This window comes from Streptomyces sp. WAC 04229 (assembly GCF_003947455.1).
Classification (GTDB): domain Bacteria; phylum Actinomycetota; class Actinomycetes; order Streptomycetales; family Streptomycetaceae; genus Streptomyces.
Genome location: NZ_QHJH01000206.1, coordinates 1 through 12,676 on the forward strand (window position 1 = coordinate 1; position 12,676 = coordinate 12,676).

The 12,676-nt window shown below is 72.9% G+C and carries 13 protein-coding genes; 2 read left to right on the forward strand and 11 right to left on the reverse strand.

The window, feature by feature from the left end; all coding sequences use genetic code 11:
- Window positions 1–99: 99 nt before the first annotated feature.
- The 4 genes from DMH12_RS32695 to DMH12_RS32710 all read right to left on the reverse strand — a co-directional run bounded on the left by DMH12_RS32695 (window position 100) and on the right by DMH12_RS32710 (window position 5,198).
- Window positions 100–1,380: a PP2C family protein-serine/threonine phosphatase gene (locus DMH12_RS32695; protein WP_260474427.1), complete on the reverse strand. Its 1,281-nt coding sequence runs from the start codon at window positions 1,378–1,380 to the stop codon at window positions 100–102.
- 59 nt (window positions 1,381–1,439) lie between these two features.
- The gene (locus tag DMH12_RS32700; protein WP_125495008.1) at window positions 1,440–2,438 is read right to left on the reverse strand and encodes a MerR family transcriptional regulator; all 999 of its coding nucleotides are present in this window, start codon (window positions 2,436–2,438) and stop codon (window positions 1,440–1,442) included.
- A 13-nt stretch (window positions 2,439–2,451) separates the two neighbouring features.
- Window positions 2,452–3,153, reverse strand: a complete 702-nt coding sequence (locus DMH12_RS32705; protein WP_125495009.1) for a HEAT repeat domain-containing protein — start codon at window positions 3,151–3,153, stop codon at window positions 2,452–2,454.
- 290 nt (window positions 3,154–3,443) lie between these two features.
- Window positions 3,444–5,198 (reverse strand): lysyl oxidase family protein, encoded by a 1,755-nt coding sequence (locus DMH12_RS32710; RefSeq protein ID WP_125495010.1) that lies wholly within the window; start codon window positions 5,196–5,198, stop codon window positions 3,444–3,446.
- 188 nt (window positions 5,199–5,386) lie between these two features.
- Here DMH12_RS32710 and DMH12_RS32715 point away from each other — a divergent pair, with 188 nt between their 5' ends.
- Window positions 5,387–5,605, forward strand: coding sequence for a hypothetical protein (locus DMH12_RS32715; protein WP_185832688.1), 219 nt, complete (start codon window positions 5,387–5,389; stop codon window positions 5,603–5,605).
- Here DMH12_RS32715 and DMH12_RS32720 read toward each other — a convergent pair.
- The 7 genes from DMH12_RS32720 to DMH12_RS32750 all read right to left on the reverse strand — a co-directional run bounded on the left by DMH12_RS32720 (window position 5,562) and on the right by DMH12_RS32750 (window position 11,870).
- Window positions 5,562–6,617, reverse strand: coding sequence for a CdaR family transcriptional regulator (locus tag DMH12_RS32720; protein ID WP_125495012.1), 1,056 nt, complete (start codon window positions 6,615–6,617; stop codon window positions 5,562–5,564). The genes DMH12_RS32715 and DMH12_RS32720 overlap by 44 nt on opposite strands.
- 128 nt (window positions 6,618–6,745) lie before the next feature.
- A complete protein-coding gene (locus DMH12_RS32725) occupies window positions 6,746–7,270 on the reverse strand; it encodes a hypothetical protein (RefSeq protein ID WP_125495013.1) in 525 nt (174 codons plus the stop codon).
- Window positions 7,271–7,348: 78 nt separating this feature from the next.
- Window positions 7,349–8,128 (reverse strand): class I SAM-dependent methyltransferase, encoded by a 780-nt coding sequence (locus DMH12_RS32730; RefSeq protein ID WP_125495014.1) that lies wholly within the window; start codon window positions 8,126–8,128, stop codon window positions 7,349–7,351.
- A gap of 66 nt (window positions 8,129–8,194) precedes the next feature.
- The gene (locus tag DMH12_RS32735) at window positions 8,195–8,989 is read right to left on the reverse strand and encodes an SAM-dependent methyltransferase (protein WP_125495015.1); all 795 of its coding nucleotides are present in this window, start codon (window positions 8,987–8,989) and stop codon (window positions 8,195–8,197) included.
- A 113-nt stretch (window positions 8,990–9,102) separates the two neighbouring features.
- Window positions 9,103–9,969, reverse strand: a complete 867-nt coding sequence (locus DMH12_RS32740) for an endonuclease/exonuclease/phosphatase family protein (protein WP_399189644.1) — start codon at window positions 9,967–9,969, stop codon at window positions 9,103–9,105.
- Window positions 9,970–10,027: 58 nt separating this feature from the next.
- Window positions 10,028–11,122, reverse strand: coding sequence for an NAD(+)/NADH kinase (locus DMH12_RS32745; protein ID WP_125495016.1), 1,095 nt, complete (start codon window positions 11,120–11,122; stop codon window positions 10,028–10,030).
- A 145-nt stretch (window positions 11,123–11,267) separates the two neighbouring features.
- The gene (locus DMH12_RS32750; protein WP_125495017.1) at window positions 11,268–11,870 is read right to left on the reverse strand and encodes a GPP34 family phosphoprotein; all 603 of its coding nucleotides are present in this window, start codon (window positions 11,868–11,870) and stop codon (window positions 11,268–11,270) included.
- Window positions 11,871–11,998: 128 nt separating this feature from the next.
- Between DMH12_RS32750 and DMH12_RS32755 the strand changes: the two genes are divergently transcribed.
- Window positions 11,999–12,676: SMI1/KNR4 family protein (locus DMH12_RS32755; protein ID WP_148107568.1), on the forward strand; the 678-nt coding region annotated here is incomplete at its 3' end.

A 12,676-nucleotide genomic window follows, 5' to 3' on the forward strand; every position in this document is an offset into this window, starting at 1 on the left:
GTGGTGGAGTGATGGGGGTCCGGCGGTGGGGTGTTGGGCGGTGAGGGGAGCGCGGTGACCGAGTTCCGTCGCTCACGAAGGATTTGGACGGCCGCCGCCTCAGAGTCCCACCACGACCAGGGCGATGTCGTCGCGGGCGCCGTGGCTGACGCCGAGGCTCTCCAGAAGGGCGTCGGCGAGGCGCTCGGGGTCCAGGCCGAGGCACTGGGACAGGGTCTCGGTCAGGCGCCGCAGGCTGATGTCGATGTCCTCCTCCCGGCGTTCGACCAGACCGTCCGTGTAGAGGACCAGGATGTCGCCGGGCTGGTAGCCGATGCCGGCCTGGGGGCGCGGCACGTGGGTGAGCCGCGCGCCGAGCGGCGGATCGGTGGCCCGGTCGAGCAGGTGGCAGGTGCCGTCGCCGCGCATCAGGACGGGCGGCGGGTGGCCGGCACTGGAGTAGATGATCAGCTGTGAGCGGGTGTCGACGAGGGCGGTGACGGCGGTCGCTGCCAGGGCACCCTCCACGGAACGCGCGTACAGGCCCAGCACCTCCAGCGCCTGGGCGGGGCCGGGGACAGTGCGGCTGGCCGCCGACAGCGCGCTGCGCAGCATGCCCATGACGGTGGCCGCCTCCAGGCCGTGACCCACCACGTCGCCCACGGCGACGAAGAAGCGCCCGTCGGTCAGGTCCACGGCGTCGTACCAGTCCCCGCACACGTTCAGCGAACCGATGGCAGGCAGGTAGCGCACCGCCACGTCGGGGTGGCGTGCGAGATCGGGTGAGCGCAGCATGGCCTCCTGGAGGGTGATCGCCACCTGCCGCTCCCGGGCGTGTGCCTGCCGCAGTTCCTCGTTCAGCCGCTCCAGTGCCTTGGCCCGGGCGTACAGCTCGGCCTCGATTCCGGCCTCCATGCCGGCTTCCGGCGGGCCCGGGGAGCCGACGGGCGAGCGGAGCCCGTGCCGGCGGTCGCGGATGAACGCGGTCACGTCCTCGACCCGGTGGATGATCCACGCGACCTTGCCCCCGGGGTCGAACACAGGTGTGTTCACCGGTGACCACCAGCGTTCCTCGAAGCCACCGGGTTGTTCGGCGCTGGGGATGTCGTAGCGCTGCACGGCCATGCTCTCCGCCTGCCCCGTGGCCAGCACCCGCCGCAGGGAGGCCGACACCTTGCGCGCTCCGTCGGACTCGGGATCGGCGGGATTCTCGGGGACGGCGTCGAAGAGGTACCGGCCGAGCAGGTCCCCCGCCGTCCGGCCCGTCACACGGCAGTAGGCGGCGTTCACGCTCACGATCACCAGGTCCCGGTCGACGACCAGGTACGGGCTGGGCGTCGCGGCGAACAGCGCCGCGTAGTCGACCTGGCCCGTCCACGGCGGCTCAGCAGTCACACCCACCTCTCCAATGTACGTACGGGGTCCCGGCCCCGCACGCCGCCACCGAGCAGGCGTGTTGGTCAGGCGCGCAGGCGGCGGAGGTACACCGCGGTCAGCGCGACGGCCCGGTCCTCGTCCCGGGACAGTTCCTCCAGTGCATGTGACGCCGTCGATCCCGGGATGCCCGCCAGGGCCTGGGTCAGCCGTCCGCGTGCCGGGGCTCCGGTGGTGGCGCGGGCGAGGCGGCCGACCAGCCTGTCGGCGATCCGGTCCGCCATCGCGGTGTCGGCGGCCAGCACGCTCAGCGCGTCCGCGGCGTCGGTGTCGTTCCGCCCCTCCACGATCATGTCGACCAGTTCCGGCACCGCCTCGGCCACGCCTCGTGTCCCGAGTGCCAGCGCCGCACACCCGCGCACCGCGGCGTCGGGTCCGGCGAGAGCCTGCCGCAGGTGCCCGGTGACCTCGTCGCCCGGCAGCTCGGCGAGGCTCTGCACGGCACGCTCCCGCACCACGGCCGCCGGTGAGCCGAGGGCCTCCGCCAGGAGCGCCGGGCCTCGGTCGCCCGACCGCGCCAGCGCCCACCGCAGGGCGCCCGCGACGATCGGGTCCGGCTCGCTCAGCACCGCCTCGACCAGGGCCTCCACCGGTACCGGGGCCTCTTCGCCCATCGAGAGGGCCGCGCGTTGGCGGGCGCCGGGACTCTTCGATCCCAGCGCCTGGAGGAGCGCGACGACCTGGAGAACGTCCTCCCAGCCGGCGGGATCCGCGGCGTCGATCCGGGACAGCCGCGTGAGCAGGTCGGTCTCGGCCGCGACGCGTTCGCGTGTCCGGTCGATGAGGTCGCCGACGAGTTCCGAGGGCGTGAAGCCGGGGTCGTCGAGCGCGCGCCCGATCTCACGCAGCGACAGTCCCAGTGACCGCAGGCTCTCGATGTGGAAGATCCGCCGGATGTCCTGCCCGGAGTACTCCCGGTATCCGGAGCCGGTGCGGCCGGAGGGTCTCACCAGACCGAGCGACTCGTAGTGCCGGAGCATGCGGGCACTGACCCCGGACCGTCGCGCCACCTCACCGATCAACACGTCCCATCATCCCTCATCCCTCGTCCCGGATGTCTTGTTCCTCGTCGCCCTCGGCGGGGGCTCCGCCGAGCGCCACCACGCGCTTCGCCTCCTCGATCGCGTAGCCGAAGCCGGTGTCCGGGTCCCGCAGCAGCCGCTCGGTGGCGAGGGCGTGCGCCCGCACGGGCGGGTCGGCGGCCGTCGCGACCGCGCGCAGAGCGGGCACGGCCGCCTCGCCCAGTGCGACCAGCGCCCGGCTGAGACTCAGCTGCGTCTCCCGCCCACCGCGGCCGAGCTGTGTCACCAGCAGCGCGGCCAGCGTGGGCTCCGCGCCCTCCGGCACCAGCACGACCGCGGCCCGCCAGGCGCTCCGCGCCACGTCGTCGTCGGCGTCGGACAGCAGCGCGGGCGTGATGGCCGGCCACGCCCGCCGGTCCCCGATCTTGGACAGTGTGTGCAACGCCTGGCTCCGCGCCTGGGCACGCTCCGAGCGGGCCTCCCGGACCAGCCCGGGCAGTGTCGCGGAGACCGGGTGCCGGGTGAGCGCCCAGGTCAGCATGTCGCGGACGAAGAAGTCGGGCTCGACCGCGCTCCGCTCGACGAGCTTGTCGACGAAGCGGGGGTCGGGTGTCGTGCCCACCGTCAGCGCGGCCCGCAGCCGCACCGACGAACGGTGGTCCTCCAGCGTCCTCAGCACCCGGAGGGTGTCGGCGTCGTCCTCTTGCGTGGTCGTCATCGAGACCACCTCCCTGACCGGCAGTGAAGACCTTGCCACGGTGTCAAGGTCAAGTCGGGTCGTAGTCACCGTCCAGGAAGTCCGGGTCCGTCTCGAAGTGGAGGATCGGGTCCTGCCGCCCAGCGGCCACGCCTCGCCACCCGGTTCGCCCGACAGCTCCACGATCGAGCGCGGTCTGTACGGCGTCGTCCGGCGCGGCCCTCCACTCCTTCGGCACAGGGCCGACGGCCACCGTGGGTGGGTGGCCGTCGGCGTTCTCGCTGCCGGTCAGTCGCGCTTGCGGGGTGCGGTCAGTTCGCGTTCACCAGGTCGTGCGCCGGCACGGTCACCGTCCGCTTGCCCGGCTTGCCGCCCAGCACGATCTTCCGCAGGGCGCTGTTGTTGTCGACGCTGGTCTCCTTGAGCCGCTTCTCCGGGTTGGCCAGCACCTGGATGTAGTACGTGCCGTTGGGCAGGTCGGTGATGTCGAAGGACTGGCCCGGCAGGTCCTGCGAGTACGTGTCGCCGGAGCCGACGTCCAGCACCTCGCGGACGGAGATCGAGTTCTCCTCACCGCAGGCGGTCGACAGGTCGGTGTTGAACGGGTGCCAGTTGGCGTTCTTCACCGTGTAGTCGATCGCGTCGGTGTTGGCGAGGCAGAAGGCCTCCTTGCCGCTGCGCACGGCCTCCTTCTTGTCCGCCTTCAGCAGCCGGTAACTCGCGAAGTCGGTGAAGTGCCAGTGCACGTGGCCCGGGCGCGGGTCCCATTCCATGGTGCCGGTCGGGGTGTAGCCGACCTGCTTGCCCTTGGCGTCGTAGAAGTACTGGTAGGCGTCCATCTTGGCCTTGCCGGGTGAGCGGAAGCCGTCCACCACCAGTTGTGCCGGGCCGGCGTTCCACACGTTGGCGCTGAAAGCCAGGTAGTCCTTGCCGGGGACGTCCTTCTCGCCGTCGCTGATGACGATGCCGTAGGCCGGCAGCGAGCGCAGGTCGGGCTTGGGGACGTCCGGCACGGTGGGCTTGCCCGCGGGCCGCTTGGCAAGCGGCTGGAGGGCGGGCGCCTTGCGCGAGCCGTCGGTCTGGCCGCCCGTGTCGCCGACCCGCATCGAGCGCGCGGCCTGCTCCTTCTTCAGCGCCCACGGCAGGGCCGGCGGAGCGGCCTTCAGCGGCCCGTGGCCCACGTTGTACGAGGGGGTCGCACCGCTGGTGACCGGCGCGCCGGCCTGGGCGGGCGGCGGGGCGTGACCCGGCCCGTGACCCGCGTGCGCGGCAGGGGCGTGGTGGGCGGCACCGTGACCGGCGTGCTTGCCGGCCGACGCGGCTCGCGAGGCGGGCTCGGCGGCGCCCTGCTCGTCCTCGTAACTCCGCTCCTGCACGGTCACCTTCACCGTGGCGGGCTTGTCGGCGATGCCGAACAGGTCGCGGTACTTCTTGGCGACGGCGATCTTGGCGGTGTAGGTGCCGGCCGCCAGCTTGACCGAGTCGCTGTAGGAGCCCGCGTAGGTGTTGGCCGCCCAGCCCTTCTCGACTCCCCACACGGATCCGAGGGTGAACGGGTTGGTGGGGCAGCTCTCCGGATACTTGGAGGTGGCGGGCGCGTCGGGCCGCACCCGGCCGCTGGCGTTGTTCGGGCAGAAGTCCTCGGTCCTGCCGAGGACCTTCTTGCCGGCCTTGTCGGTGACCGTGATCTCCGCGAAGCCGGGGAGCCCTGCGAAGTCCTTCACCGTGCCCTTGGGCAGGGCCTTGGACTTGGCCTTGCCGCCCTCGTACACGGTCTGGGTGACGGCCACCGGGTCCTTGTAGGACTTCCGGGTCACCTTAAGCTCGAACGGGGTTCCCTCGGCGGTGAGGTAGGTGCCGAGGTCGAGGTAGACACCCGGCTCCTCCTTCCAGGAGGTGAGCGTGATCGAGTCGGTGGCGGCGATCAGGCTCAGTTTGGGCCCTGTGGCAGCCTTCGCGGGTTCGGACGTGGCGGCCACGAGGCCCGCCGTCACGGCCATGGCGGCGACGGCCGTGGTGCCGGCGAGCAGCGGACGCCGCAGCCGGGTGGTGCGCGTTCTGGTCATCGATCCCTCGTCCTCCGGGTGTTGGGGGCACTCGCTGTGCCCGCGCTGTGAGAGGGGAGGACCCGATGCCCGGTTGTCCGGGTCGGGGAAAGCGGTGGCAGGTTGGCCGGATCGCTGCGGCCCACGGGAAATCAGGCTGAAGTCACGGGTATTGCCCACTCGGTGACGAGGTCTCTGATATGTGGACGATGCCCGGACTCCTCCCCACCCCCCGACCGCAGCCGGCGACGCGCGGCGAGGCGGGCGAGCAGGCGCTGTACCGCCTCGCCGCCGCCTGCGACCTGCCGACGGCCGCCGAACCGAGCGAGGCCCGCGGTATCTGCGCCGGTCTCCGAGTGCCGGAGCGGCTGCCCGCGACCGCGGTCACAGCGCTCTGGTCGGCCAGTCGAGCAGCCGGGCGCCGATGACCGCGGTCTGCAGCATGTAGCGCTGTTCGGGCTCCGTGGGATCGACGCCCGTCAGCGTGTGGACGCGCTCCAGGCGGTAGGTCAGCGCCCGGACGCTCAGTGAGAGTCTGCGGGCGGTCTCGGCGGCGACGCAGCCGGCGTCGAAGTACTTGTCGAGTGTGTCGAGCAGTGGCTGCGCGCCGCCGCGGGCCTGCTCCAGCGGGCTGAGCGTCTCGCGCACGAGGTCGACCAGGGCGGGCCGGTCGCGGGCGAGGACCGGGAAGACCAGCAGGTCGGCGGCGCGCAGGAGCGGGTCGTCGAAGCCCATCCGGTGGGCGACGTCCAAGGCGTTGAGCGCCTCCTGGTAGCTGTGCCCGATTCCCAGTGCGCCGGAGCGGGGGCGGCCGAGGGCCACCTGGCCGCCTTCGGTCGCGGCGTGGGCCTGTTTGGCGAAGCGGGTCAGCACGTCCCCCTGGTCGCCGGGGGCGATGCAGACCATCCGGCCGTCCTTGGTGGTGAGCAGGAGACGCCGGCTCTCGAAGTGGCTGAACAAAGCGTCCTGCACCTGCCGGGGCACGGAGTCGGTCTCGTCGTAGGGGACCGGTCCCTCGGCCACGGCGACGGCGTGGTCGCGGGACAGGCGCAGCCCGAACCGTTCGGCCCGCGCGGCGAGATGGCCGGAGTCGCCGCGCCCGTGGAGCAGGTCGTCGATGAACTCCCGCCGAGCCGCCTCCTCCTGGCGGATGACCAGCCGCTGGGCGCTCTCGTAACCCTCGGCGAAGGCGTCCAGTGCCTGTTCGACGACGGACAGCACGTGGTCGGGCGACGCCGCGGCGGGCCACGCGCCTCGGCTGGCGGCGAGGTGTTCCCGGACGAGGACCCGCCAGCCGAGTCCGGACGCCGCGGCACGTGCGCCCAGTTCGCGGCGGGTGGCGCGTTCCTCGCGGGTGAGGCGGCGGCCGGTGGTGGCGGCGTCGGACAGGACCTGCACGAAGCCCTCGAGGAACGCCGCGGGTGGGTCTTGCACGGTCACATGCCCCTCTTGGCGGTAGCGGGAGTCGCGGCGGATTCCCGGCGCAGGTCCACAGGAAGGCCGTAAGAGCTTGACGAGCGGGAACGTGCCCTTCGAAGCAGTGAGGCTCGCTAAGTAAGTTTAACGTACTACCCGATGGGTCGGCCGTCGGTGAGCGGCAGCTCGGCCAGGGCCCGCCAGCCCGTGGGTGTCAGGGCGACCACGTGCAGGGCGTCGATCCCGGTGACGATCGGGAGGCGGGCCGCCGTGCGGGCGGTGATGCCGGCGGCGGCCTCGGTTCCCGCTCCCAGTGCCACGGTGACGTGCACCGGCGGATCGGGGCCGTAGCGGCCGCCGTAGGGAGCCGGTGCCGGAAAGGCGGTGCGGACCGCGGTGGCCACGCCGCACAACTCCGGGACCGGGATCCCGACGAAACCACCGGTCCGTTCGACGGCAGCCAGCCTGATCGGGATCCGGCCGGCCGGCAGCGCGGCCCGCAGTCGGCGCAGCTCCGGCTCCCCCACCTCGTCGGCTGCCAGCCACGGGTAGAGCAGCGCGGCGTGCGCGGGCACCCCCGGCCGCACCGCCCTCGGGTCCACGCGGGCCGCCGACTCGAGCAGCGGTTCGGCATCCGGCAGCACGGCCAGCACCGCTGTCGTCCCCACCTGGGCCATTCTCCGTACCTTTCTCCGGCGACGGACTCGCTCGGGCGACGCGCTCGCTTCGGCAACGGAATGCCGCCGGCAAGGGTTTCACAGTCGCCGGACGCGGAGCACGCCCGTCAGCATCGGCAGGGTGAACTCGCCTCGGGCGGTATCCGCCGCGCCGGCCAGGAACGCGCGGATCCGGTCCAGCGTGGCCGCTCGCTCCGGTTCCGGCATGACCAGCACGCCCGCGCGTGTGGCGAGGGTCGCGACGAGGGAGTCGGCGGTGCGGCGCTGCGCATGCGGGAACTCGGCCTGCTCCGGGGAGCCGAAGCGGGCGGCGGCCGGCGGCTCCGGGAGGTGCATGCCGGCCGTCTCGGTCCGCCAGGCGGCGGGCGTGTCACGTGGGCCGACGGCCGCGCCGCCACCGACCCGGGCGAGTTCGGCAACCCACCCGGTCCGGTCGTCGAGGAGGTTCCAGAGGCCGGCCAGGATGCCGTCGGGTGCGAGGACCCTGGCGATCTCGGGTCCGGCGACGGCCATGTCGAACCAGTGCATGGCATTGCCGGCCAGTACGGCGTCGACGGAGGCGTCCGGCAGCGGGATGGCCTCGGCGCTCCCCCGCAGGGCGCGCACGTGGGGCAGCGAGCGGCGCAGCTCCCCGAGCATCGCCGGGTCGGGCTCGACCGCGACGGCCTCGGCACCGAGGGCGACGAGCGTGCCGGTCAGCTTGCCGGTCCCTGCGCCGAGGTCGAGCACGCGCGGGCCGGGGGCAGGCGCCAGTGCCCAGCCCACCGCGGCCTGCGCGTAGTCCGGTCGGTGCGCGGCGTACTCGACCGCCGCCGCCCCGAACGACGAGGCGTGAGCGGGTCGTTCGTCGTGATCCACACGGTGACGCTACGCGGACCGTCACCGGCCCGCCAGCCCGTCCCCTGCACCGCTTGCGGTCCGTCTTCACCGCTTGCGGGCCATCCCGGCGGCGATGAGGCGTTCCCACACGGTGAGTTCCCGCTCGGCCGCCCCGGAGCGCCACAGGGACGCGGGGACGATCCCGGGTTCGAGGATCTCCATGCCGTCCAGCAGGGACTCGATCTCGTCGTCGGTCCGCCACCGGCCGCGGCCGAACGTCCCCTGGAGGACCTTCTCGGCCTCCGCCGTCTCCGCATTGTTCCCGGAACGGAAGTGGCTGACGAAGAAGTGGCTCCCCGTGGGCACTTGGTCGTGCCAGTAGCGGACGATGCCCGCGGGGTCCTCCTCGTCGTTGACGTGGTGCAGGATGGCGCTGAACACGACGGCGACGGGGCGGTCGAAGTCGATCAGTTCCACGATGTCGGGATGGCTCCGCACCGCTTCGGGGTCGCGCACGTCGACCGGGACCACCCGGGTCAGGTCGTTCTCCTCCAGCAACGCCCGTCCGTGGACCAGCACCTGGGGGTCGGTGTCCACGTACACCACGCGGGCCCGCGGATCCTGTCGCTGGGCGACCTGATGGACGTTGTCCGCGGTGGGAAGGCCACTGCCCAGGTCGATGAACTGGCGCACCTCCGTGGTCGCGACGATCTCCCCCACCGCCCGGACCAAGGCGGCCCGGTTGGCGAAGGCGATCGCCACCGAACCGGGAAGGTCACGCTTGAACACGTCGCCGATCTCCCGGTCCACGGCGTAGTTGTCCTTGCCGCCGAGCAGGTAGTCGTAGACGCGGGCAATACTGGGCCTGGTGCTGTCGATGGAGGAAATCTCTCCCGTCATGGCTCCCATCCTCTCCCCGACAGAGCCCGTCCGGCCACCACTTTGCTCCAGCCCCCGGGCGGCGCGAGCCGTGCGGCCTGCACCCGGCCGTGCGCCATGGCGTCGCGTCGGCCTCAGGTCCCCGGCTCGGCCACCCGCCGCGTCGGGTCCACGTCGGTGTGGAGCAGGTAGTGGTCCGAGTACTCGCTCCGCTGTACCCGGTGCCGCAGCGGTGCCAAGCCGCGCAGGAAGACGTAGTCGAACTTGCTCTGCCATTCGGTGGTGGGGGCGCAGCCCGCGTCCGGTGCCGGACGGCACGCGGGGTCCGTGTCCGTGGCCAGGGCCCATATTCGGCTGAGTTCGGGCGCGTCCGGTACGGCGTTGAAGTCGCCGAGGACGATGGCGCGGTCGTGCCGGGCGACGGCCTTCGCCAGTACCCGGGTCTGGCCGTCGCGGAACTCCTCCTGACGGCGCTGGGCGAGGTGGGTGTTGAAGACCCGGACGGACTGGCCGCCGACGGTGGTGGTGACCGCCATGTACCCGCGGTCCTCGGATCCGCCCTCGGGATACTCCACCTCGACGCGGTCCGTCATCGGCGCCGCCGACAGGAGCGCCTGGCCGAACCCGCCCGGGTTCCACGGCGCTCCCCCGCAGCGGCTCCAGTTCTGCAGGACCGAGCCGTACGCGACGTGGTAGCGCAGGCCGTAGAAGACCTCCAGGTAGTCCCGGATCTTCTCGACGTCACGTGCACACGCTTCCTGCATGCCGACGACCTGGGGGGCGTACGTCGCGATCTCCGCCGCGCGGTCGACGTTGCTCGCGTCGCAGGGGTTGCAGAGGTTCCACGTCATGACCCGGTTCGGCACGACGTCCGTGACGGCGTCGACGGGCAGGGCCCTGGTGAAGGGGGCCCCGTCGTCCGGCGCACTCGGGCCCAGGAGCAGCAGACACGCCCCGGCCACGGCGCATGCGAGCAGTCGCGAGCCGCCCTTCCTCAGCACCAGCGCCTCCTACCCGTGGACGTACGCCACAACTGACGTCTCCTTGGGAGAGGTTATGTCACGCGCCGCCCGGCGAGACATCCTCGGCCGTGGTCCCGCCGGCGGCCGGCAGGGGCATCGCCAGGTGGGCGAGGTCCCCCGGCGGGGGCGTGCTCACCGGCCACAGGGGCGCGGGGGTGCCGTCGGCGACCGCCGCGGGGGCGTCGGTCAGCCGCATGCGTTCGCGCAGCCGTCCGTAGAAGTCCATGGGCCCGAGCCGCACGGCCCGCAGTCGGCGGGGCGCGGCGTAGACGCCGAGCCAGTCCCCGGGGTCGAGGACGCCGCGCAGTTGTCCGTCGATGCTCACGGCGGCCTGTCCGGAACGTTCGAGGATGCGCAGCCCGACGGGTTCGTCGGGCGCGGTGACCACCGAGCGGTCGAACGTCATGTGCGGGGCCACCGCGGTGAAGACGAGCGCCTCGGCCCGGGGGGAGACCACCGGGCCGCCCGCCGCGAAGCTGTAGGCGGTGGAGCCCGTCGGGGTGGCGACCAGCAGGGCGTCGGCGGAGTACGAGGCCAGGAGGCGGCCGGAGACGTAGACGCCGACGGAGATCTGCCGGTCCCGGGACAGCTTCTCCAGTACGACGTCGTTGAGGGCGGTGACGTGCAGCGCGATGCCCCACTCACCACCGCTCTCGCAGTCCGTGCGCACGCGCGGCGGCGGCAGCAACGGGCCCCGCCCGTACCGCAGCAGGGCCTCCATCTCCGGCGGGATCTCCAGCGGACGGGAGGCCCTGAGGGTGAGCAGCATGCGGTTCTCCGGGTCCACACGACCGTCCCGGACGGCGTCGAGGGCGGCGCGTACCGCCGGTGCGGGGACCTCCGTCAGGAACCCGACCCGGCCCAGGTCCACGCCCAGGATCAGCGCGTCGTTCTCGGCCGCCAGCCGGGCACCGCGCAGGAAGGTGCCGTCGCCGCCCAGGGTGACGACGAGGTCCGGGTCGCCGGCCGCGTGGACCTCCTCCCCGGCGCTGTGCCGGCCGTCGCCGCTCCACACGTCGATGTCGGCACATCCGACCGCGTTCTCGTGGCACCACTGCCGGACGTCCCGCGCCGCCGACGCCGCGCCCTCGCGGCCACCGTGCACCACGAGTCCGACCCGCTCGACCGTCACTGCTGCCTCCCTGCGCGTTCGTCCGGATTCGCCACGGGCATGCTCTGCGGGAATCCTCGCCGACCGCCGGGCGGGCCGGGCCGCGACATGCCGACGGGCTCGAAGGCCGCGCGCGCCGGGTGGGTTCAGGCGTTCCGGCCGGACGTCACAGTCCGCGCCAGACGTTGTCGAAGGCGGCGTCCTCGATGCTGCGGCGCTGCCTGATGGCGGCCAGTTCCACCACGGCGTCGTTCACCGCGGCGAGCACGGCGGCGATCCCGTCGTCCGCGGGGTCCTCGACCCGGTCGGCGGACTCGTGGTGGATTCCGACCGCGGCCGCGAGGCCCGCCAGCACGGGGTCGCCGGAGGCCCAGCGGTCGGTGGCCCGCCGGCGTGTCTCCGGATCGGCCGGCGCCGGCCGGCCGGCGTCGCGCCGTCCCATCCAGCGCGGCCGCTTGCGGCGGGTGTCCTCCACCCCTTCGGCGGCGAGGTACTCGGCCGCCAGTCCCCGCCCCCGGCGCCACAGCCAGTCCTCCACCGACTCGTCCGGTTCCTTCCCCACCTCGGACGCCGCCGCGTCCAGCAGGGGGTCACCGGACCCCGGCCGCTCCACCGGGCGGAGAACGGACCCGTCCAGGGACACCGCGCCGGCTTCCAGCAGGTCGGCCAGTTCGGCCCCGGCGAGGGCCAGCGAGAGATCGCCGCGCTCGACGGGATACTCGGTACGCGCCTCCAGGGAGACGATCGTCAGGTCGTGCGCTGTGGTCATGGCGTGGGCTCCGCATCTGTCACGAGTGCCGGGCTACGCGGCAGTGATCGGTTCAGCCTACCCACGGGCACCGGCCGGTCCCGGCGCTCCACGGGGCGCTGTCAGTGGCTGGTGGCAGCATCGGGCTCATGACGGACACGAAGGCCTTCGACTGGCGGCGTTTCCTCCTCATGTGGAGTGCGGAGTGGGCGGACGGCCTGGCTGACGACGAGGGGCGGGGAGAGGACGACCAGGAGGCCCGGCTGACGCGCTGGCTGGGATCCCCGCCCGCGTCCGAGGAGCGCGTCACGGCCGCGGAGAAGCGCCTCGGCCGGCGGCTGCCCTCGTCGTACCGGGAGTTCCTGAAGGTCAGCGACGGGTGGCGGCACGCCGGCGGATTCGTGTGGCGACTGGCGGGGACCGCGGACGCGCGCTGGCACGACGACGAGTCCGGGCTCGCGGTCATGTTCGAGGAGTACCTGGACGAGGACTCGGAGTACGAGGAGTGGCGCGAGGCCGGCCTGTGGCGGCGCGGGCTTCAGCTCGACGTGGAGTCCGACGCCATGTACGTCCTCATGGATCCCGAGGACGTGGACGAGGACGGTGAGTGGGCGGTGTACACCTGGGCGGGCTGGCGGGCCGCGCCACCGGTGCGGCACGCCAACTTCTTGGAGTTCATGCGGGACATGCACCGCGAGTTCCACAGCCTGCGCGCTCTCCCGAGGGACGGGGCTCCGGCGTTCGTCAACGACACGACACGCAGGCTGGACGCCCAAGTGGAGGGGGCCCGGACGGCGGCACTGCGCGGCGACTGGGAGGGGGCCGGG